This is a genomic window from Nostoc sp. (assembly GCF_036916735.1).
GTDB lineage: Bacteria > Cyanobacteriota > Cyanobacteriia > Cyanobacteriales > Nostocaceae > Nostoc.
The window spans coordinates 67,782-90,500 of the sequence record NZ_JBALFV010000051.1 but is presented as its reverse complement, the minus strand read 5'-3'; the positions used below and the strand labels follow the sequence as shown (position 1 = coordinate 90,500).

General features: G+C 42.9%; 17 protein-coding genes and 2 pseudogenes. 12 read left to right on the top strand and 7 right to left on the bottom strand.

The genetic code is table 11. From position 1 onward, the window contains the following. The first annotated feature begins 489 nt into the window (after positions 1–489). Complete coding sequence (locus V7L20_RS12500; protein WP_334744381.1) at positions 490–3,054, top strand: beta strand repeat-containing protein; 2,565 nt, start codon at positions 490–492, stop codon at positions 3,052–3,054. Positions 3,055–3,799: 745 nt separating this feature from the next. Here V7L20_RS12500 and V7L20_RS12495 read toward each other — a convergent pair. Continuing rightward, entirely contained in the window at positions 3,800–5,104 is a 1,305-nt protein-coding gene (locus V7L20_RS12495; RefSeq protein WP_334744380.1) for an ABC transporter substrate-binding protein, read from the bottom strand. A 154-nt stretch (positions 5,105–5,258) separates the two neighbouring features. Here V7L20_RS12495 and pilM point away from each other — a divergent pair, with 154 nt between their 5' ends. From pilM to V7L20_RS12470, 5 genes are all read left to right on the top strand, one after another. Continuing rightward, positions 5,259–6,365, top strand: coding sequence for a type IV pilus biogenesis protein PilM (gene pilM / locus V7L20_RS12490; RefSeq protein WP_334744379.1), 1,107 nt, complete (start codon positions 5,259–5,261; stop codon positions 6,363–6,365). A 4-nt stretch (positions 6,366–6,369) separates the two neighbouring features. After that, entirely contained in the window at positions 6,370–7,146 is a 777-nt protein-coding gene (locus V7L20_RS12485; RefSeq protein WP_334744378.1) for a PilN domain-containing protein, read from the top strand. Then, on the top strand, positions 7,143–7,913 hold the full coding sequence (locus V7L20_RS12480) for a pilus assembly protein PilO (protein WP_334744377.1): 771 nt from the start codon (positions 7,143–7,145) through the stop codon (positions 7,911–7,913). Before V7L20_RS12485 ends, V7L20_RS12480 begins: the two co-directional genes overlap by 4 nt. 181 nt (positions 7,914–8,094) lie before the next feature. Beyond that, the gene (locus V7L20_RS12475; RefSeq protein WP_334744376.1) at positions 8,095–10,485 is read left to right on the top strand and encodes an AMIN domain-containing protein; all 2,391 of its coding nucleotides are present in this window, start codon (positions 8,095–8,097) and stop codon (positions 10,483–10,485) included. Between the two features lie 161 nt (positions 10,486–10,646). After that, positions 10,647–10,889 (top strand): hypothetical protein, encoded by a 243-nt coding sequence (locus V7L20_RS12470; RefSeq protein WP_334744375.1) that lies wholly within the window; start codon positions 10,647–10,649, stop codon positions 10,887–10,889. A gap of 116 nt (positions 10,890–11,005) precedes the next feature. On the opposite strand, the gene V7L20_RS12465 is transcribed toward V7L20_RS12470, so the two are convergent. The 4 genes and pseudogenes from V7L20_RS12465 to V7L20_RS12450 all read right to left on the bottom strand — a co-directional run. After that, positions 11,006–11,122 carry a hypothetical protein gene (locus V7L20_RS12465; protein WP_334744374.1) on the bottom strand — a complete coding sequence of 39 codons (117 nt, stop codon included), beginning with the start codon at positions 11,120–11,122 and terminating at the stop codon, positions 11,006–11,008. A 26-nt stretch (positions 11,123–11,148) separates the two neighbouring features. Then, the gene (locus V7L20_RS12460; RefSeq protein ID WP_334744373.1) at positions 11,149–11,454 is read right to left on the bottom strand and encodes a type II toxin-antitoxin system VapC family toxin; all 306 of its coding nucleotides are present in this window, start codon (positions 11,452–11,454) and stop codon (positions 11,149–11,151) included. After that, a complete protein-coding gene (locus V7L20_RS12455; RefSeq protein ID WP_334744372.1) occupies positions 11,454–11,639 on the bottom strand; it encodes a hypothetical protein in 186 nt (61 codons plus the stop codon). The genes V7L20_RS12460 and V7L20_RS12455 overlap by 1 nt, the downstream gene beginning before the upstream one ends. Before the next feature lie 298 nt (positions 11,640–11,937). Next, positions 11,938–12,042: pseudogene (locus V7L20_RS12450) on the bottom strand (Uma2 family endonuclease); the annotation flags it as partial. Between the two features lie 111 nt (positions 12,043–12,153). Here V7L20_RS12450 and V7L20_RS12445 point away from each other — a divergent pair. The 5 genes and pseudogenes from V7L20_RS12445 (at position 12,154) to V7L20_RS12425 (ending at position 17,010) form a co-directional block, all read left to right on the top strand. Further along, a pseudogene (locus tag V7L20_RS12445) lies at positions 12,154–12,805 on the top strand (Uma2 family endonuclease). A 680-nt stretch (positions 12,806–13,485) separates the two neighbouring features. Continuing rightward, positions 13,486–13,770, top strand: a complete 285-nt coding sequence (locus V7L20_RS12440) for an HU family DNA-binding protein (protein WP_010998076.1) — start codon at positions 13,486–13,488, stop codon at positions 13,768–13,770. A 26-nt stretch (positions 13,771–13,796) separates the two neighbouring features. Beyond that, entirely contained in the window at positions 13,797–14,972 is a 1,176-nt protein-coding gene (gene cobD, locus V7L20_RS12435; protein ID WP_334744371.1) for a threonine-phosphate decarboxylase CobD, read from the top strand. Between the two features lie 143 nt (positions 14,973–15,115). Beyond that, positions 15,116–16,570 carry a dihydrolipoyl dehydrogenase family protein gene (locus V7L20_RS12430; protein ID WP_334744370.1) on the top strand — a complete coding sequence of 485 codons (1,455 nt, stop codon included), beginning with the start codon at positions 15,116–15,118 and terminating at the stop codon, positions 16,568–16,570. Next, entirely contained in the window at positions 16,567–17,010 is a 444-nt protein-coding gene (locus V7L20_RS12425) for a hypothetical protein (RefSeq protein WP_334744369.1), read from the top strand. The genes V7L20_RS12430 and V7L20_RS12425 overlap by 4 nt, the downstream gene beginning before the upstream one ends. Here V7L20_RS12425 and V7L20_RS12420 read toward each other — a convergent pair. Next, the gene (locus V7L20_RS12420) at positions 16,933–17,640 is read right to left on the bottom strand and encodes a diacylglycerol/polyprenol kinase family protein (RefSeq protein ID WP_334744368.1); all 708 of its coding nucleotides are present in this window, start codon (positions 17,638–17,640) and stop codon (positions 16,933–16,935) included. The two genes, V7L20_RS12425 and V7L20_RS12420, sit on opposite strands and share 78 nt — an antisense overlap. A 34-nt stretch (positions 17,641–17,674) precedes the next feature. Beyond that, on the bottom strand, positions 17,675–19,465 hold the full coding sequence (locus V7L20_RS12415; RefSeq protein WP_334744367.1) for a DUF3685 domain-containing protein: 1,791 nt from the start codon (positions 19,463–19,465) through the stop codon (positions 17,675–17,677). 219 nt (positions 19,466–19,684) lie between these two features. Between V7L20_RS12415 and V7L20_RS12410 the strand changes: the two genes are divergently transcribed. Then, a complete protein-coding gene (locus V7L20_RS12410) occupies positions 19,685–22,675 on the top strand; it encodes a pentapeptide repeat-containing protein (RefSeq protein ID WP_334744366.1) in 2,991 nt (996 codons plus the stop codon). The last annotated feature ends 44 nt before the right edge of the window (positions 22,676–22,719 follow it).

The window sequence follows — 22,719 nt, the reverse complement described above, 5'->3', positions numbered from 1 at the left end:
TTAAGCCTTTCTTATATATGGAATAACATTTGTTACAAAGGTTAAAGTGTTTGCAGCAAATGATTATACCTTTCCTGCAAATACTTAAGCCTTTCTTATACATGGAATAACATTTGCTGCAAAGGTTAAAGTATTTGCTGCAAATGTTCAAAGTTGAGATACTAATACCATTTATTTTTGAAGATACGCCTACAGGATTTAGGCAAAACTGCAAGCTGTAGCGGCAATTCATCTAGACACATTTGCAGAGCGTCTCGTAGAGAAGCGGCTTAAAGTAGGTGTTGGTGTATCATCACTCACACAAGTAATTTAAGTTTCATAGAAGAAAAATGCTTGCTTTTGGAATTACGAAGGGGACGTTACACGAAGGCAGGTTTCAAAACTGGAATTTTTTGTGAGTCCGCGCAGGCAAAAAGACTTTGTGTAGCCGCCAATTCCATTTACCAAGGCTCTCGACTTCCTAAATCACTACCAATACATGAGAAAATCATGGTTAATTCATCATTGAATCTCTCTGACCTCAACGGCACTAACGGTTTTGCCATCAACGGCATCAATGCAGGTGACGAATCAGGCTACTCTATTGGCAGTGCGGGAGACATCAACAGCGACGGCATCGACGACGTGATTATCGCGGCACCTTTTGCCTCCCCCAACGGCATCGCCAACTCAGGGCAAAGCTACGTGGTGTATGGCAGCAAGGGGGGTTTTGATCCCCAACTTAACCTCTCCACCCTCAACGGCACTAATGGCTTTGCCATCAACGGCATCAATGCAAGTGACGAATCAGGCTACTTTGTTAGTAATGCGGGAGACATCAACGGCGACAGCATCGACGACGTGATTATCGCGGCACCTTTTGCCTCCCCCAACGGCATCGCCTACTCAGGGCAGAGCTACGTGGTGTTTGGCAACAAGGGGGGTTTTGATGCCCAATTCAACCTCTCCACCCTCAACGGCACTAATGGCTTTGCCATCAACGGCATTAATACACGTAGCCTAGTATACATCTCTGTTAGCAGTGCGGGAGACATCAACGGCGACGGCATCGACGACCTGATTATCGGGGCACCAGGTGCCTCCCCCAACGGCTCCTACGACTCAGGGCAGAGCTATGTGGTGTATGGTAGCAAGGGGAGTTTTGATGCCCAACTCAACCTTTCTACCCTTAACGGCACTAACGGCTTTGTCATCAACGGCATCAATCCAGGTGACTTGTTAGGCTACTCTGTTGGCAGTGCGGGAGACATCAACGGTGACGGCATCGACGACCTGATTATCGCGGCATATCACGCTTCCCCCAACGGCAAGTATTCAGGGCAGAGCTACGTGGTGTTTGGCAGCAAGGGGGGTTTTGATTCCAACTTCAACCTCTCTACCCTCAACGGCACTAATGGCTTTGCCATCAACGGCATCAATCCAGGTGACTTCTTAGGCATCTCTGTTGGCAATGCGGGAGACATCAACGGCGACGGCATCGACGACCTAATTATTGGGGCAGCAAATGCCGACCCCAACGGCAAGTATTCAGGGCAGAGCTACGTGGTGTTTGGCAGCAAGGGGGGTTTTAGTGCCCAACTCAACCTCTCCACCCTCAACGGCACTAATGGCTTTGCCATCAACGGCATTAATAGATATGACCGTTCAGGCTTTTCTGTGAGCAGTGCGGGAGATATCAACGGCGACGGTATCGACGACCTGATTATCGGGGCACCAGGTCCCGACCCCAACGGCTTCTACAATTCAGGGCAGAGCTACGTGGTGTATGGCAGCAAGGGGGGTTTTGATGCCCAATTTAACCTCTCTACCCTCAACGGCACTAATGGCTTTGCCATCAACGGCAGCATTGATGCACCTTACCTAAACAAGACTCCTGTCAGCAGTGCGGGAGACATCAACGGTGACGGCATCAACGACCTGATTATCGGGGCACCGGGTGTCAATGTCAATCTCGATGGCTCCCACAATTCAGGGCAGAGCTATGTGGTGTTTGGAGGGACAAATATCAGCGTCACCCCTGTTTTAACGGGCACGCCTGGTGCAGATACTCTCAAAGGCACAATTAACAACAATATCATCGACGGCAAAGCTGGTAACGATACCCTCATAGGCAACGGTGGTCAAGATCAGTTTGTAATTCGCTCTGGCGATGGCAATGACACCATCAGTGATTTTGGTGGCGTAGGTAAAGGCTCAAACCCATCAGTAGCAGTCATTGCCAATGTTGATACACTGCAATTTACAGGTTCGGGACTAACTGCCCGAAATTTGCAACTAACTCAACATGGCAACAACTTAGAAGTCAACTTTGAAAATGTCGCTAACACCAAAGTCACTCTGCAAAACTTTCAGTTAGAAAACTTGGATAACCTGCTAGCAACTTCTTCAAGACCTGCACTAGGCAATATCCTATTTGATGGACAAAGCAGTATTACCGACAGCTTTGATGTGATTAATGCAAACTCCACTCAAACTAACATTTTTAATAAAAATACTGTTACTTTCCTGAATGACTTAAACAATAACATCGCTGGTTTTGACAACTCCCATGATGTGATTAATGGTCAAGGGGGTAACGACATTATTAATGGCTTGAGTGGCAATGACCTGTTGCGGGGCGGGTCAGGCGATGATATTCTCATCGGTGGAGAAGGTAATGATACTGTTGTAGGTGGTGCAGGCAATGATATCCTCGTTGGTGGTGCGGGTGCTGACAGATTCCTTTACAACACTGATGCAGCCTTTGCCCTGACTGCTGTTGGTGTAGATGCGATCGGTGACTTCAAACACTCCGAAGGTGACAAGATTATCCTAGATAAAACTACCTTTAATGCAATTACTTCAGCTGCAAGAACAGGTTTTAGTAACGCCAGTGATTTTAAAATCACTTCTTCAGCAGCGACTAGCATGGCAACAATTGTCTACGATCCTGTGAGTGGGCAGTTGTTCTACAACCAAAATGGCAGCGCGGCTGGTTTTGGTAGCGGTGGTCTATTTGCGACTCTAACTGGTGCGCCAACTCTTATGGCATTAGATTTTGTGGTGCAAGCGTAGTTCGTCCAAGACACCTTTTTCAATAGACCTCTTGCAAAAGTTCCTAATACCCCAGGACTTACGCAAAATCATGATGAAACGAACCGCAAAGGACGCAAAGAACACAAAGGAATAAGAGTTTCAGAGAGTTATTGCGTAAGAGGTTGTTTGAAAAGGGTCGGCTTGAGCCTCAAGTGCAACTCAGGGGCGCAGTCTCAAATCCCAAAACTCCGATTCTCTCGTGGCAGTTTCTCGGTAGCCAGGGTAGTGAAACACACGCTCTTAGACTTTTCAAATATCCTCTAAGTCCTGATACCCCACCCCTTATACCATTTATTCGTGAAGCTGCACCAAATTTTCTTTCTTTGTGACGGCAGTCGCTCATGGGGGAAACCCCCAAGACTGCGCTGCCTCTCCTTTGCGCCCTTTGCGGTTCGTTTCTTATATAGTTTGGCGCATTTTCATACAGAATTGGTATTAGCACTACCGTGTATACACAAGTTTGAAATAGTTAATAAATATCGATTTTACCCCACCCTAACCCTCCCCTTATAAAGGGGAGGGAACAACATTTTTTCTATTTCCCCCAATATATCGGGGGGATTAAGGGGGGTAATTCGACTTGTGTATACACAGTAGCCCCTTAAGAGCGTTTGCTTTACTCAAATGGGGGGTGAGATTTTTGATTTATGCAAGAGGTCTAATAAATCCTACATCCATTTCCCACCCCGAAATTCCTACCCGAAAGCTATTTTTCGTTTGTCTACTAACTCCTAGTACTGTTCCACTCTTGCGCCGCATCTTCTACAGCTTTATCTACAGTCTTCTGCCCTAACATTGCTGCTTGCAAGTTTTCGTAAACTGCCTTTTGCAGTTTGTTAAAATCCTTCAAAGTAGGGGTTAATATTTCTGCCTTTGCCAGTTCTTCAGCACTCATAACTCGCGCTTTTTCTATTGTTGAAGCATTAGCTGGAACATCTTTAAAGTAACTATCAGATAATGCTTTGATTGTAGAAGGTAGGACATTTGCAGCTTTAGCAAAGGTTAACTGATTTTCGTCATTGGTGACAAATAAAGCAAACTTAACAGAGGCGTCTGGTTGTTTGCTATCACGGGGAATAACCATGTTCATCACCGCGACATTTTTCTTACCTGTGTCACCAGTGAGTTGAGGTGCTATTCCCGAATCTTGAGCGATTTTTGGGGCATTATTAGCGATCGTTTTCAGAAACTCTGGCCCAGAAGCTAGAAACGCAGTCTCTCCAGATTGGTATAAATCGATCGCGTGGCGATGTCCTTGGGTCAAAGCTTCTTTAGGAAGTAAGCCTTTTTTATACAAGTCTACCCAATACTGAAACGCTGCCTTACCTGGTGCTGAATTAAACGCTGCTTTCCCTTCAGCATCTATTAGAGTAACTCCCATTTGCACAAAAGATTCCAGCACTTCACCAGAATCTTGCGGTACGAAAGTCACAAAAAAGGCATATTTGCCAGTTTTATCTTTAATTTGTTGCGCTGTTTGTGCCAATTCTGCATAGGTTGCAGGTGGTTTATTGATACCTGCCTGTTTTAATAAATCGGTGTTATAAATGGTTAGCCGTGTGGTGAGATACCAGGGAATCCCAAAACTCTTGCCATTCAGCACAGAAGATTCCCAGATATTCGGTAGATAGGAGGAACGTACATCCTTTGGGACTTTTGCATCTAAATCTAACCAGGCATTTCGTCCGGCAAGTTGGGAAGCAAAACCCGGATTTAGGTTAACTACATCAGGTGGCGTTTTTGCTGAGACAGCTGTTAAAATTTTGTTCTCCATCGCCGCCCAAGGTACATCAACCCAGTTAATCTTTATACCTGGATTTTGCGATTCAAAATTCGCAATTAGGCTTTTGAAGTAGTCGGTAAATTGAGGTTGGAGTTGCATCGTCCAAAACTCAATAGTTGCTGCTCCTGAAGTAGCCTGTTTTGTACCTGTACTAACATTACTTGTGCTGCAACTTACAATCCAACTGGTTAATAAGCCAAGTAGTGTGAAAGCAATAAGTTGTTTAAATTTTCGCAATTGAATCATTTTCCCAGTATTTTTACGCTTGCTCAGTGTGAAAAACCTAGATCAGAATTGTCGAGATTATAGGCTAAATAAATTACCTGTAGAGACGTAATATATTACGTCTCTACCGACAAAAAATTTAAATTTTCAATTTAGCAGTCCATCGGGCATAACTGTGGTAAAAAGCTTCAAAAGTCTGTTTGGCAAATCAAAAAAAGGGGTCGGTATTGAACTTGCTCCCGAACGGGTGAATGTAGTTCAGCTACGCAAGCATGGTCAAGGCTTGAAGCTAGAAACCTTTACATCGGTATCAGTTCCAGATGGTGTAGTTACTGATGGTCAAATCACCGACCCCGCAGCAATGGCGCAGTTAATCCAGCAGGCGCTAACTGAAAGCAAAATTAAAACTTCTCACGTTGCTACTGGTGTACCAGGGCGAGATTCCATCGTTCGGATCATACCAGTGCCAGCAGAGTTAGATGATAAAGAACTACGAGAAATGGTTCTTAACCATGAAGCAGGTTTATATTTACCCTATCCTCGTGAAGAGGCTGATGTAGATTATCAGAAACTTGGGTACTTTGTAGATGAAGATGGCATTGAAAAAGTACACGTACTTCTAGTTGCTACCCGCAAGGAGATAACAGATACCTATATAAGTACATTTGAGCAGGCAGGATTACAAATCGATGTTTTAGAAATTAACAGTTTTGCTCTGATTCGGACTATTCGTGAGCAATTGCGACAATTTGGGCCGCAAGAAGCAGCAGTATTAGTTGATATAGAGTTTGACAGTACAGAAATCGCCATCATCGTTAACGGAGTACCGCAATTTTCGCGCACAGTCCCAATCGGGACTTATCAAATGCAAACTGCCTTAGCAAGGGCAATGAGCTTACCCACATCACGAGATATGGAACTGTTACACGGAATGGTGATTCCCCAAACTTCCCTAGACGGCGGGAAAACTGGGGTTACTGAGATCAATCCTGGTATGGCAGCCATATTGAGAGTATTGGGAGAACTAACCGATGAACTGCGCCGTTCCATCGATTTTTACCTTAATCAAAGTGAAAATTTGGAAGTAGCACAGATTATATTAGCTGGCCCAGGAGGTGGACTCCAACAGCTAGATGAATTCTTTACCCAACGATTGAGCTTGCCAACTACCCAAATAGATCCAATCGGGGCATTGTCCTTGGAAGTTGACGCTGACAAATATCCACAGGTGCAACGCTCTGGCTTGGCGATCGCACTTGGTCTAGGAATGCGGGAGGTGTAACAAAATGTACAGCCTAGATGTTAACTTTCTTAAAGATCGCCCACAATACCTGCCACAGCCTCAGAGAAAGGGAGGAATATCCCTAAAGTATCCTACAGGAGATTTGACACTACTGTATGTGGGAGTTGCAGTAGGTGTAACTCTTCCAGCTTTATTAGGACTTGGTTGGTGGTTGTTGCAAGGGAAGATTGTTGAATTAGATGGTCAAATAACACAACTAGATCAAGAAAGTAAGAGGTTAGATACAGAAATAGGAAATATTAATAAAATCAAAGACGAGACGAAGGCAATTAAAGGGGAAACCCAAACTTTAGTTACTGTATTTGACCAAATTCGACCTTGGTCAGCAATGCTGCAAGATTTGCGCGATCGCATTCCAGCAGCAGTGCAAATTAAGACCATCAGGCAAACCCCACCCATCCCGGCTGCGGAAGGGCAGCCACCAAGCAATCCTGCTGGAGGATTACAAATTACTGGATTAGCTCGTTCTTTTAACGATGTCAATGATTTTTTATTGAGTCTACAACAGTCTCAATTCTTAAAGCCCACAGAAAGCAGAATTGTAACGGCAACGCTAGTAGATGCTCCTGCAACTCCAGGTGTGAGTCAACCTGCTACTAGTGTAACAATTAGAACGCCAAAAGTAGTTGAATATACTATTGAATCAAATATGAACAATGTTCCAGCTTCAGAATTAATTCGAGAGTTAGAAAAAAAAGGCACAGTGGGGTTAGTGACTCGAATTCGTACTATGCAACAAACAGGAGTCATTTCAAAATGACGCTGAGTGATGACTTAAATTTTGCCGAACAAGGTGGGGAATTCGAGCAGGAAACGCCAGCATCCCCGGTGCTATTTGGTATTGCCTTTACACCAAAAATTATTGGCATATTGGTGGGGGTAATTGGTTTAGCAGGAGGAGGTTATATATTGTTAAACCTGCTGATGCCAGCTTGGGAAAGCTATCAGCAGCAGCAAACCAAAAGCTCTGAACTGCAAGGGCAAATTCAGCAAAAAAAAGCCAGTATCAAAGAAATTGGCAAAGTTAAAGATGAGCTAGCACAGGCAAAACAGCAAAAAGTTCAGGTTTTAGATTTATTTGCTAACGAAAAAAGCTTAGATACATTGCTGTTGGATGTTAACCGTTTAATTGAGTCTGGCAATACTCCAACTTCTATTAATGCAGTGAGAGCCAAACTGAATAAATTTGTGCCAGTTTCCCAAAAACCAGAAGCGATTACCGATGGAACTTTAGGACTACAGGTTAACGGTAAGTTGCAACGCAGTAATATCAATGTCGAAATTACTGGAACTTATGAGCAAACACAATCAATAATTCGTAACATTGAGCGTTTGCAGCCTTTGTTATTAGTTAAAGATTATCAATCAACTTTGGCTCCAGTAGAGTCAAAATCCCCATTGGATAAAACGCCGATGCAGGTAGGGCCAACAGCAATTAATACATCATTCCAGTTACAGGTATTGATGCCACTTACTCCAGAAGAAATAGCCGCAGCCGCCGCAGCTAAAACTGCTCCGAAAAAGTAGAGACGTGATTAACCCTTGTCTGTACAGGAATTATGAGTAGAGACGTGATTAACCCTTGTCTGTACAGGAGTTAAGAATTATAAATTATCATTCCTAACTATTCACCCCTAACTCCTAACTACTTTTTCTCAACTTCTCAGAATTGTTTGTAAACAAAGTTTTATCAGGTGAGGAATAAACTGTGAAACAGCTTCACGGTAATAGTTTTATTTTAGGTACTGCCGCTTTTGTATTTTTGACAGCTCAACCAGTTTGGGCACAAATTAGTCAAATTACTAATGTTCAGTTAAATCCAGTTAATGGTGGAATTAGCGTCGCTTTGAAAACTTCTTCTGGGTCGCGTGCCCAAGTTTTCACTACAAAAAGAGGCAAGGCTTTAGTCGCAGATATTATTAATACTCAATTACGATTACCACAAGGTAAGAGTTTTCGTCAAGATAGCCCAGTACCAGGAATTGCATCTGTTGAAGTTAATCAGCTTGATAGCAATAGCATTCGGGTGACGGTAACAGGTAGCAACAATACGCCTAGTAGTCAACCTATGGTGCGATCGCAAAATGGAATTACACTCAGCTTTAGCCCATCCGCAGGCACTATAGCATCAGTACCAACGCCAACAGCGCAAACTTTCACAGCACCGCCTATTAATACCCCGGCCCAACCTGGTCAAAAGCCAGATGTTCTCGTTCCCAATCCAGAAGTCACTATTGACGGACAATCTGCACAAGCTGCTGGGCCAGGTCAACCTGTGAGTCAGGCTCCACCTTTCTTACCTAGAGCCGTCGCCCCACCAGTGGGAGATATTGCCATCTCTAATACTGATGCTTCTCCTAGTAGCATTGATTTAGGAACTCAAGAACGTGTACCCCGTTTAGTGCTGCGAGATGCGCCGGTGCGTGAGGTTTTGTCATTGCTTGCGCGTGCGGCTAATCTCAACCTGGCTTATGTTGGAAGTGAGCAAGGTGGTGGAGGTCAGCAGGGTGGTGCTGCACAAGCAACCTCTCAAACAATCTCCCTAGATATAGAAAATGAGCCAGTACAAGATGTGTTTAACTACGTCTTGCGCTTGAGTGGTTTAGAAGCTAACCGCAGTAATCGCACGATTTTTGTTGGGCCTAAACTACCTAATTCCACTCGTGACATGGTTATGCGTAGCCTGCGACTCAATCAGGTAACAGTGGGAGTTGCCCTGAATTTTTTGGTCGGCTTGGGGGCAGAAAGTGCCGTCAGCCGCGAACGACAAGTTACCAGCGTTAGTGCCGTACCTGTTGGAGCTGGAGCTGTGCCTATCACCCAAAGTCAGACGACGACGGAAACCAGAGTTGAAACTCAACGCGTTAATTTTACAGACTCTAACCCATTACTGAGAGGTTTACAGGCATTAGGAGATGAGCGTACTAATTCTCTAACCTTAATTGGCCCTCCCCGGCTAGTTGAGATGGCGATGGCTCAACTAACTCAGCTTGATATCCGCCGTCGTCAAGTGGTAGTTAACGTTAAGATTATTGATGTTAACCTCTTGAATACTCAGGACTACAACACTAGCTTTTCTTTTGGGGTTGGTAACAATTACTTTACAAATGATGGTGGTGCAGCATCTCTAAATTTTGGTGGTTCTAGACCAGCTACAAGAGCCGAAGCATCAACCAGTGTGACTAGTACACCTACAACCGTTAATCCACTTAGTGGCGCAAATATTTTTCTTAATCCACAAAATCCAACCACAGGAACAGTTACTGCTGGTGTAAACTCTAACCCAACGCAACCAGGACTTTCATCATATACCCCAGGAACTCCAGGAACAATTACATCTGTCCCAACTCAGTTTGACCCAATTACTGGTGCGCCGACTCAATATAGTAATCAGGTAACTGGCCAAACCCCTGCTCAATATACATATAGCTTGCCGTCTATTTACCAGTTCCCAAAACGTCTTCTCACTAGTTTGCAAGCTCAGATTACAAATGGCAATGCCAAGATTTTGACTGACCCGACCTTAATTGTGCAAGAAGGTCAAACCGCTAATGTCAACCTGACTCAGGAAGTGGTAGGCAATATTAAAAGGGAAATCGTTCGTGATGCGAATCTTGCTACAGAAACGATTTCAGCAGAAAAAGACCGAGTGGGTTTAACTCTAGCTGTCAAAGTTGAGCGGATTGATGATAACGGTTTTGTCTCTCTATCGGTAGCTCCTGTTGTCAAAGCACCCCAAGCTCCAGCTACCATAAATGTTGGCGGGGGTGGTAGTCAACAAATATTCTTGGTATCTGAGCGCTCTCTTAATTCTGGCTCGATTCGCTTGAGAGATGGTCAGACGCTGATTCTCTCAGGTATTATTCAAGACACAGACCGGACTTCTATCTCCAAGATTCCTATTTTGGGTGATCTTCCACTAATTGGTTCGCTATTTAGAAGTACAAACAGACAGAACCAGCGTAATGAGGTAATTGTATTACTCACGCCTCAAATCATGGATGACTCTGAGAATTCCTCCTACGGCTATAATTACACTCCCAGCCCAGAGGTGCGGCAAATCCTTGAGCGTCGGGGGTTAAAGCTTCCTGGCAGGTAATAAAGATAATGAGCAGGTAAGTTCCCTCTGGCAAAGGCTCAGATCCCCGACTTCTTGAAGAAGTCGAGGATCTTTTTGTTCACGAATAGGATTAAATTTAAAGTCATTCTACAATAAAAATACCCAATTGCAATAGAAGTAACAGTAGTGGGTAAATACTAATGAGTTCAGAACAAGAGTTATTAACAAAGTGGCGTTCTCTTCCACAATACAAACAAGAGGAAGTTTTAGATTTTGTTAAATTTCTTGGTTTGAAAAACTCTGCAAATAAAATCTCATTGGGCGAACGTTTGCAGCAAATTTGCACTAGGATTGTTGCTTCTGGTAAACATTTATTAGATGAAGATAAAATCGAAAAAGAACTCGCCAGTCGCAGAGGTGGGCTACAGGGTGGGGAAGAATGAAATAACTTATAGCAGAATTCAGAATATAGAATACAGGAGTAAAACACGCTTTAAACTTGGATAACAGACTTAGCTTGTCTACCTCACCAACTTGAAATCTGCTGTATATTGAGTTTTCAGCTTGTAAACCAAGATTCAATAGATAATATTCTTACTTGTTGAATACGTTGAAAGTCGCTATCGGCTGAGACAATAGTGAGATTTTGTTGCAGAGCAATAGAAGCAATCCACAAATCATTTTCACCAAAACCTAAATCAGTTATTTTAGTTTTTCTACGTTATTTTTTTCTTTTGGTGCAAATTGATTGAATAAAGCAGCTTTAAGTTGACCATAAGTATTAGCAGTTTCCTGGTCAATATTATAAATGTATATACCTTTAATAAAATTTTTTACTAATGCTAAATTAATTTGTTGCTTTTGAGAACGTGCTGCCATATCTATCAATTCTCCCTGCACAATGACACAAGTTGAAACTAGACTGTTTTCAACCTCAGCAAGGCGACTTAATATATTGACGTTACCTAAAATAGCTAGACTACAGTGATTTGTATCGATTAGGTACATTATTCAAAAGGATTATCTTCATTAAACTCTGCTTGACCACGGCTAGCAATTACTAGCTTCAGGCACTCCTCTAAGTCATCACCTTCCCAAGTACCTATAGTTTTCAGATGTTCTAGAAGTGAGCTTCCTGTGGAATTAACAGTAGTATGACTAGCAAATTCTACTTGATGTTGTGTTGGTTGCACTTGGTTTTACTTTGTTTTCAAAAAACGTAAAAAATTAAGTGTTTCAGTCAAAAGTGCATCTGGTGCTGATTCAATTTCTTCGATAAGTTGTTCTTTTATTTTTCATATTCACGCCTCTTTAACTGACATTTTTTAGTAGTGTAAAACAATAAGTATGGTTGTGGCTACGTGGGTAGACCTCCAGCTTGAAAAATTTGTTCGGCTATTAAATTAAATTCCGGGAAAGTAGGCAAGACGATGCGTTCCCCGCAGGGGTTGCCGCAGGCATCGCTAGTTCTAAATTGAGTAACTTGGTATTTGCCATTTCAACAATCACTCCATCATGTAATTCATATCTTCCACCTTCAGGTCGCCACGCTGCAAAATCTTTAAAGGTTACTAGTTTTTGTATGGTTTGAGTCATGATTTATCACCCCTAATAGTCGTTTTGATCATATCGCTTTCTTACGTTCAGCCTTAACAGTAATATTAAAGGGTACTGTACTCGAAAAAGTTTGTTGCAAAGAACTAAACTATGGTGGCAATAACAACATCCGCAGAAAATAGGGTTTTACTCCATAACATTAGCTGGCAAACATTTAAAACCATGCTGGCTGAAATGGGTTCAGAACGTAATTCCCGATTTGCTTATGACAATGAAACGATAGAAATTATCACCCCACAAATGCCGCACGAGAACTCAAACCGTGTAATTGAAGGTTTTGTTGGTGTATTGTGCGAAGAGTTAGGCTGGGAAATTAAACGCGCTGGTTCATTAACTTTAACGCGGGATGATTTAGAGAAGGGAGCCGAGCCAGATAGTAGCTACTATATTCAAAATGAAGCCCTAGTTCGAGATAAAGAAAATATTGACCCAGCTCGCTCCACCCCCTGACCTAGTGCTAGAGATAGAATATTCCAGGTCTGCAATAGACAAGCTGAGGCTTTATGCTGCGATGGGAGTCCTAGAATTTTGGCGTTATAACGGCAGTGTGTTGCGAGTCTACACTCTTGTAGATGGGCAGTATTCAGAAGTCGAAACCAGCCCTACTTTTGCGCCTGTGTCAGTGAAGGAGATTCCTCGATTTATCCAAGAAGCAAAGAAGAATGGGGAAATTGCTACTACCCGCGCTTTTCGGGTTTGGGTGCAACAAAAAATTTCTGGTGATGAAACAGAAAAATCATGACTCAATCAAGAGTTAGGGGGCAGGGCTTGCAGCTTTTTTTGATAATGAAAATAGTACAACTTGTAGCCGCGACAGCTTACTAAGAATTCTTTTTCCTCAAAAGCCTCCCCTGGTTATCCAAACCGTATTGGATGGGTAAGCAAGTTCGTAGTAAGTTAGGGCGGTCTTGGGGGTTTCCCCCATGAGCGACTAACGAACCCGAAGGGTAAGGACTATAGTCCTTATTTTTAACCCACACTTTGTGCTTAATACAAACTATTTTTTATAAATATTAATTAATTTCAGCAATAACTCTTCACTATCGGTAATTAATCCCAACAAATATAAACGGTATCCCACCTCTCTACTGCCCTATTTTCTTAGCGATGCCTGCGGCGGGCTGCGCCTACGCGGAATTTATTAGGTATTTTTTCCTACTTTTGGGGTGGTTTTTAGTGAAATAAGTACCCTAAAATTACAAAAAATCCTGAAATCTATATAAATTAATGGTTTCATCTATCCACATCAGGCTACAACACCTTAGAATGATTCATTGAAAAGTCGAGCCGATGGGATGTACAGCCGTTTTGAGTAAAGCTACTCCCAAAGGATGATTTTTGTATTTTCGCAAACAAAGATTTTAGTACAGATGCATCAGGGTGCATCTGTAAGAATCTCAAGTAAACCTTCAGGAGTTTGACATGAACAAAGGTGAATTAGTTGATGCCGTAGCTGAAAAAGCTAGTGTTACCAAGAAACAAGCGGATGCAGTCTTAACTGCCGCTTTGGAAACGATTATTGAAGCAGTTTCCTCTGGTGATAAGGTAACGTTGGTAGGATTTGGCTCTTTTGAATCACGGGAACGTAAAGCCCGTGAAGGTCGCAACCCGAAAACAAATGAAAAAATGGAAATTCCAGCCACGAGGGTTCCTGCCTTCTCGGCAGGAAAACTGTTTAGAGAAAAGGTAGCACCCCCAAAAGCATAGGTTCTGTCTTCGGGAATCCTTTTTTAATGCGGCAACCTGCACACGGGGGAAATTTAGCCTGGGCAGCAGCACTGGCTGGCTGTCCCCCTGATGCTATTCTGGATTTTTCTGCTAGCATCAGCCCGTTGGGGCCTCCAAATAGCGCGATCGCTGCTATACTGTCCCAAATTGGTAATCTGAAGCACTATCCAGACCCGAACTATAGTGAACTGAGACTAGCTCTCAGTCACTTCCATCAATTGCCGCCTGAGTGGATTCTGCCGGGTAACGGCTCCGCAGAATTACTCACTCTCATAGGTAGGGAATTAGCCCAATTAGCCACGACAATCTTAATAACTCCAGCCTTTGGCGACTACTACCGAACCCTGAAGTCGTACAACGCTAAAGTGCTGGAGTGTCCTTTGTCACTTGTACTGAGCGTACCCGTACGGGGAAGCAAGCTACGCGTAGCGTCTGGTAGAGTTGCCGAAGTATTAGTCACTGGTCATACCCTGCAAGAAGGCGAAGCGCCTACGTCATTGGTCATTGATAAAGGACAAGGGACAAAGGACAAAGGACTATTGCTGAATAATCCCCACAACCCAACCGGAAAACTATTTTCGCGGGACTCTATTTTGCCCTACCTGGAGCAATTTGCTTTGGTTGTGGTGGATGAAGCATTTATGGATTTTGTGCTGCCTAATGAGGAACAAAGCCTGATTCCAGTGGTGCAGGAATATAGGAATTTAGTAGTATTGCGATCGCTGACCAAATTTTACAGCCTTCCTGGACTGCGATTAGGATATGCGATCGCACACCCCGACTGCCTAGCTAAATGGCAGCTATGGCGTGACCCCTGGCCCGTAAACACGCTAGCGGCGGCGGCGGCAATTGCGGCACTCCAGGATACGGAGTTTCAGCAGCAAACCTGGGCATGGCTACCACCTGCACGAAACCAACTCTTTCAGGGTTTGGCTAAAATCCCAGGATTACAACCCCAAGTAAGTGCTGCTAACTTTTTACTAATTCAATCTCAACAGTCTACTTCGCAGTTACAGCGACAATTACTCAAGCATCACCAGATTTTAATCCGCGATTGCCTTAGTTTTAAAGAACTAGGCGATCGCTTTTTCCGGGTTGCTATACGCGAAGAGTCAGATAACCAACGCTTACTAACAGCGTTGAGTGGGAGTGGGGAGTGGGAAGTAGCGAGTAGGGAGTAGGGGAGGCAGGGAAAGCAGAGGAGGCAGGGGAGCAGAGGAAGAAGAATTATTGATTATTCAGCCATGCCCCATGCCCACTTGCCCTGAGCGAAGCCGAAGGGATGCCCCATGCCCAATGCCCAATGACAAATGACAAATGACAAATGACTATTGACTACGATGTTGTAATTATTGGCGGCAGTCTTGCTGCATACTATGCTGCCCTTGCTGCAACCCAGCTACGTGCTACAGTTGCTCTGGTGGAACCTAAAGTAGACTACGGGTTTACTAATCACCATGCTCTTACTGAAATCGGTAAACTGGCGCAGAAGTTGAATGATGCACCTAGTTTTGGTATTCATGCAACACACACTGATACCTCAGAAGAATGCCACATATCTATGGCATGGCAAGAAGCTATGCTGTATGCTCAATGCGTCGCCTCAAATCTCCAAGAACAGCATTCTCCCGCCATCCTAGCCGCGTCGGGAGTAGATATCATCGTTGGCAATGGTCAATTTCAATCTTCACCTCAACTGACTTTTGCCGTTAATAATCGCATCTTACGCGCCCGTAGCTATTTGCTAGCCAGTGGTTCGCGTCCAGAAATTCCAGATATTGAAGGATTGCAAGCCACTGGCTATCTAACCCTATCTAATATTTGGCAATCCTTCCAGCGAGGGATATTACCCAAAAATTGGGTAGTTATCGGCGGAATTCCCCAAAGCATTGAAATTGCTCAAACTTTAGCGCGGTTTGGTTGCAGTGTGACGCTGGTAGTCAAACATCCCTATCTTTTACGCAATATTGACCCTGATATAGCCATATTGCTTCAGGCACAGTTAGAAGTCGAAGGTGTGCGCGTCTTCACTGAAAGACCAGTAACTCAGGTGAGGCTAATTGACGATAAAAAGTGGATTCAAGCAGGAGATAAAGCTATTGAAACTGATGAGATTTTAGTGGCGACTGGACAACAGCCGAATATTGAATCTCTAAATTTGGCGAAAGTAGGTGTGAAATGGCATCAGCGTAGCTTGGTAGTGAATGATAAACTGCAAACCACTAACCACCGCATTTACGCCTGTGGTGATGTAATTGGTGGTTACGATTTTGCCAATATCGCTAATTATGAAGCAAAAATTGCCTTGAACAATGCACTCTTTTTCCCCAGGTTACGAGTAGATTATCGCTTCGTTCCTTGGGCAATGTTTTCTGTGCCGATGGTGGCGCAAATGGGTTTGACAGAGGCGCAGGCAAAACAGCAATTTAGCCGAGATGAAGTTTTAGTTTTGCGACAATATTTTAAAACAGTGGCAGCAGCCCAACTTCGGAACGAAACCACTGGTATGTGTAAATTAATTGTGCTAAACAATGGCGAAATTTTGGGAGCTTCGATATTTGGGGCAGAAGCTGAAGAGTTGATTAATTTGATTGCCTTAGCAATGTCTCAAAAAACTAAAGTCAAAGATTTAGCAAATTTATCTTTCGTCTATCCGAGTTTTTCAGAAATTCTAGAACAAACTGCCAGGGAGTGGGGTAAGCAAAGATTAAATAGTAATATTGCTTTGCAAGAGTTTTTAGAAGGCTTCTTCCATTTCCGTCGCAATTGGAATTTATGAGTTATATTACGCCTTTAGAAGTTGAGCCTCTGAACTCGGAAGTTGAGCCTTTGAACTCGGACGTTGAGCCTTTGAACTCGGACGTTGAGCCTCTGAACTCGGAAGTTGAGCCTTTGAACTCGGAAGTTGAGCCTTTGAACTCGGACGTTGAGCCTCTGAACTCGGACGTTGAGCCTCTGAACTCGGACGTTGAGCCTCTGAACTCGGAAGTTGAGCCTCTGAACTCGGACGTTAAGCCTTTGAACTCGGAAGTTGAGCCTCTGAACTCGGACGTTGAGCCTCTGAACTCGGACGTTAAGCCTTTGAACTCGGACGTTGAGCCTCTGAACTCGGAAGTTGAGCCTTTGAACTCGGAAGTTGGTTTAAAAACCCTGCATCAGAACCCATACCACTCCTGCCGCTACCAGAGGCACACTGAGGTTATCTGTACCGTGGGGTGAAACTGCCTCTGCTAGGGTGGCAAAAGTACCAGTTATTACCGCCGTCAACAAAGTCCATCCCAAACTAAAAGGTTTTGCTAGGGGACTGAGTGACGAACCAGGTAGCAGCAACAGCACTAAAAAAATCACTACTGTACTCGCTACAAACATTGCTGCTGAACCTTCCCAGGAACGCACAGAATTTTCCACTTGGTATTTATGCTGCCCAAAACGCCTACCGATTAATGCTGCTAGTGCATCACCCCAGGTCATCGCCATTATCCCAGCAACAGCAATTGGGGCGCTATCTACTGGTCCATCTGGTCGCCATAGTAACCCGAAAAGCAGCGTCACTGAAATGGCAAAATAAACTGTACCAGGTGAGCTATCCTGGGTATCCATCGCGCCGATGATTCGGTAGCGGTAAAACAGATAGTTGAGTCCAATAAAGCTAGCAAAAGGTATAATTCCGATTTCCCAGTGGTTAAACAGTAGCAGGACACCGAAAACCCACATCCCTGCACCAATATGGATTACCTTGCGGGTCAAATCTGGCTTTACATCAAATAGCCTACGCAGTCCCTCGCCAATGACAAGCAGACCAATAGCATAAATATAAGAAATTCCTAGCCCGATAAAATCATTTGTCATTGGGGATTGGGGATTGGTTATTAATTCTTGTCCCTCACTTGGATTGATCGCTATTTCGTCTCAAGTTTTTTTCTATTAACGAAGCACTACCAATACCTTGAAGAATACCACGACCGATTAAACCTAAACCTCTACCAATTATTTGGGTGAGAATGAAGACTATACCGCTACCTACAACAGCTAATAGTGATTTTAAACGCGGTGCGATCGCATCACTAAATTCTAAAAGTAAAGTTACTACTAAAGGAATATTAGAAAGTTTTACTAATTCCTGATTTCGAGGAGCATAAACTGAAGTATTGGCGATACCACGAGGCGCAATTACAAATAGTTCGTAACGGCTTTCAAAAACTGCTTTTGGCTCACTTATATAATTTTTTAAGCGATATTTCCACGACAAATCATTTCTAAATCGTTCAATCTCTCTTGTGGAAATCAATTGCCTTCCATAAAAATTTTGCTTAATCGCCTCTACATCTGCTAAAGAATTTAACAGTGGTTGCACTACCCCATTCGCTACCTGAATCAACAAGTTCTCTAAAATCATTAATGCTTGGGACTTGGCTTCAGCGCTGACTACTGGATAAGAGGTATTATCAATGTTCAATTCTGTTTGAAACATTAGATATGAATATAATTCATAAACTAACGGAATTTTATTAAGAATATCTCTTTGCACAACTTCTATGCTTGGTAATAAATAATTAACAATTTCTATGTATCTATCCCCTACTTTTATCCGATAAAACTTGCCAAAAAAATCCGTAATGGCTGCTTGCCATAACTCACGTAATAGTCTAAACTTTACTTCATATAATTGATTTATTTCTATTTGAGAAGCACGCAATTCATCCAACTGTTGAGCCAATTTTTGCAGGATAAGATAAAGTAATTCTCGTTTTTTATCTTCACGAAATATGTCAATTTCTAAAGGTATATCTGTGACATTTCGTAAAGAAAATTGAAGTTTATTAACACAAGATGCAAATAATGCAGATTGTAGTGTTCCCGGACTAAGTAAAGGTGATACAGTTTGCCTTTGTTGAATCGCACTACTCAACGAAGCAGTGATAGGTGGCTCATCAGCAACGGGAATATCTTCTTGCTTTTCTTGCGATGAAACCAACAATCGATTTAGCAACCAACGAGCCGCTAGTAGTTCTCGCCTCTGTCCAGCTAGAATTGCTCGATCTAATATTGGGAGTCCGGGAACTTGTAATTGTGCTGTTACTGCGGCTAGGGTAGTTTCAATCTGAGCAATTCCTGATAAACGTAAATTATTTCGGAGTCTATATAAAGGGAGTGGGGAGTAGGGAGAGACGCGATTAATCGCGTGGGGAGGAGAGACGCGATTAATCGCGTCTGTACAGGAGTTAGGAGTTATTATTGCTTGCGTGTCTTGGAACCAATAGTCACCACCATCTGCAACTTGTTGCATGGCGGCGACTAATTCAGAAAGTGGTGTACCTTTGGGGCAGTAGCCATTAATACCAATAGATTTTGCAGCCAATAGCAGTCCTTGTTCTTGAACAGAACTGAGAAGCAAAATTGGCAGGTTAGGATATAAGGCTCTGAGTTGCCGACAGAATTGTAAACCTAGCTGTTGACTGGTGGTGGAGCGACCATTACCGAATTCCAAAACTACCAAATTTATCTGATTTGGGTCTTCTTGGGCAATTTCTGCGAGAATCTGCAAGGCAGTAGTATCAGTTTCTACCACTCCTGTTACTTCTAGGTTAGGAATTGCTTCCAGAGCTACCCGTAATCCCAAACGAAAAATTGGGTCTTGGTCGATTAACAATAATTTTAGAGGGCGATCGCTCATAGTCTACTCAGTTACACAAGCACTGTTTTTTACCAATCAGAAAACAACTTTGATACAAAACTTTGTTTTCCCCATTGTTACCTGTTTTCGCAAACTGATAAATCGATCATAATTGCCTTATGCAGCCGTCAGCCCTTTTGGGGAAGTCAATAATTTTGAACCCCAAAAATAAATTTAGGGGCTTGCATCCAAATTATTTTTTGGTCACTGTGTAACTAAATGAACTTGAGTATTCGGCACTGGTTGGCAGAACGCTATATCGCAATCAATCAAATCAAAGGATTTTCGGCGGGACAATTAGCAGGTATTGCCTACCGGATTGTTCAGGATATGGAAGTCAAAAGCCTCATGCCTTTTGATATCTGTACCTTAGTAGAGGTCTTAGAACTGCCCTTAGCTATTGTTTGGGAAGAAATCAATTTCATTTCCCAGTTAACAGAAAACCTGTTGCGTAGCCTTAGCCAAAAAAAACCTTTAAAACGTAATGAAGGTACATGGCTAGCCTTTCAAATTGGCTATCTCCAAGCTTTGCAAGCAATTATAGAGCAGGAAGCAAGCCTGCAAAGACCGTGGTTAGACCGAGCAAATATACCCATCCCAACACACATTTTAAAGGAGGAAGTGGGTAAAACCCTCCAAGATCCGCAACTGCAAGGTTTACTAAAAACTCTCAGTCCAGGTAAATTAACTGACACTCAAGCTGAACAAGCGCTGTCTTTAATTGCTGATTCATTACTGGTGCAACAAATAAACAACGCTGCCATAGCTTGGTTAGTTGCCAATGGTGCAGAGGAACCTGAAGCTAAACTCTTAACACAGCGTTTGGTCAACTCACTTCCTGGTCACTTACTAGTAGTCGTTACTGAAAATGCTGCACCTTTAGCTCAATTGCAAAAATTTTTTCGTTTGGGAATTTCATTATCTCCCAATTTGCTCGCCCCAAAAGCGGGTTCTATAGCCACTGAGAAAATTGATTTGCAGCGAGAACATTACCGTGCAAGTTTGATTAAAAACCTTAGTATGCCTTTGCTCATGGAATCCTTTGCCCTCAAGGATATCTATGTTGCACAAAAAGGCTTACCAATAGAGGAAAATATTTCTGAGCAGGATCAAAAAACTGTTAAGCCGATTGATTTAAAAACATGGGCGCAGCAACAGCTAGCTGATTTAGAAACGATCGCTGTTATTGAGTCGGAACCTGGTTATGGAAAAACTAGTTTTTGTCAACTTTGGGCAGCACAGGTAGCAGAGGAATTTTACCCTAATTGGATGCCTATAGTAATTAGGTTACAAAATGTAACTTATGGGAAAACTTTTATAGAAACCTTAAATTCTGCCTTTAGTTTTAATCTTTCAATTTGGTTAGAGCAAGAAAATCTCCCTTGTTTATTGCTGCTGGATGGTTTAGATGAACTTCCCCCTTCTGCTCATGCGATCAGGGCAAAAGCAATTTTTATTCAGCAATTACTGAACTTTCAATCTCAGCACCGACACAAAATTTTCTTAACGAGTCGATCAACGACATTAAAAGAAATTGCCCCAGAGATACCGTTGCCATTGAAGCGAATAATCGTTCAGCCGTTGGATGCAAAAGAACTCAAACAATGGTTTCAACAGTGGACAAAAGTACAATCATTGGCGATCGCTCAAAATTTATTTACTTTTTTAAAACAGACAGGATTATTTGCCAGTCAATCAAAGTTAAGAGAATTTTCTGCCCTTGTCCGTCAACCCCTAATGCTGCACTTATTGGGCATTTTACACCGCGAGGGACTGCTAGATGATGAACTATTGCACTTAGCTGCTAATAACCCAAAGTATTCTCTATTATGGGAAATTCATCATCGCCTGAGTCGATGGTTGTTGGGCTATCCGCTAACTGGCGGTATTAAGACGATGCTACTACGCTCAGGATCGGCTCATATCTACCGGACTCCAGAAGCGATCGCTAATTTACTCGCTAATCGTCATCCCCAAGATTTACTTGAGCAGATGCGAGCGATCGCTCTGAAAATTTTACACTCACAACGTCATCAGATTAAATTGGCTGGTGAATTTAATACTTTTCCAGCATTTTATTTTAAAATTAGGGATTTAGAAAGCGCAACAAAAACTAGTTTAATTGAATTTTCGCATATTAAGTTAGGAGAATATCTTTGTGCTGAGGCTATAACTGCTGAGTTGAAATTACTAACTCAGTGCCAAGATGAGGTTTATGAGACGCTCACTTTTGTGCTTGATTCTCCTAATGCTGTAGCCCAGAATATTTACAATTTACTGGGTTACGGGATACTGAGCCAAGAAATTGAGGAATTGGCGATCGCAATTTTACGCCAAGAGCAAAAGCACAAGTTTTCTTTTGAAGTTTTGTTCCAACGGCTTTTGTCTTTCTGGCGTGCTTACTGTCAAGGCTATTGGTTGGATGAAGGTATAGCCCACAAAGCTTTGAGTCATTTTTACGCATTGCAAAACCCGGTGAATGTTGAGCAGGTAAATGCTGCGGTGGGACTGAATGTATTTTTATTGCTTTGTACTTGCTACCGAGAAACAAAAGTTCCCTTTTATCCTTGTGGAAATCTAATCAATTTGGCAGAATTCAATCCAGAGGCTTTAAGTGCGCTGATTGCTAGAACAAGCCTTTTGTATAAAAGTGCCTTCGCAACCCGAATTAAGTCTCTGGCTGGACTCGATTTATCGGGAGCTTCTTTGTTACAAGCAATGTTAGCTGGGGTAAATCTTGAGCAAACAAACTTATCCAATGCGGAGTTAATCGGGGCGAATTTGGCTGGAGCAAACCTTGCAGGAGCAAACCTTGCAAGTGCAAACCTTGCAGGTGCAAACCTTGCAGGTGCAAACCTGCAACAGGCAAATCTGATCAAGACAAATCTTAATTCTGCCAATCTCACCAACACCTGCTTATTTGATGCCATTCTCGCTGAGGCTGACAAAAAATTAGCCAGCGAAAATGATGCTTCCTTCTCCCAAGAGTCGTTTCAAAGATTGAAGCATTCGCGTAGTTTACCGCCGCAGGCATCGCAGCAGCCCTTCTTAAACACCGTCAAAATTGCGACAAATACAGATAATAATTGGAACAAACTCCCTGCGATCGGACTTATTGAAAGCTCTGAAGGCACAATTTTACCAGCAGATTTATATGATGATGATGCCGATGATGAGACAATTTTTGGCAATAATTCTATTGAGGAATAGGAAATAGGGCATTGCTTAGTCTCGTCCTTGTCCCCTTGTTCCGA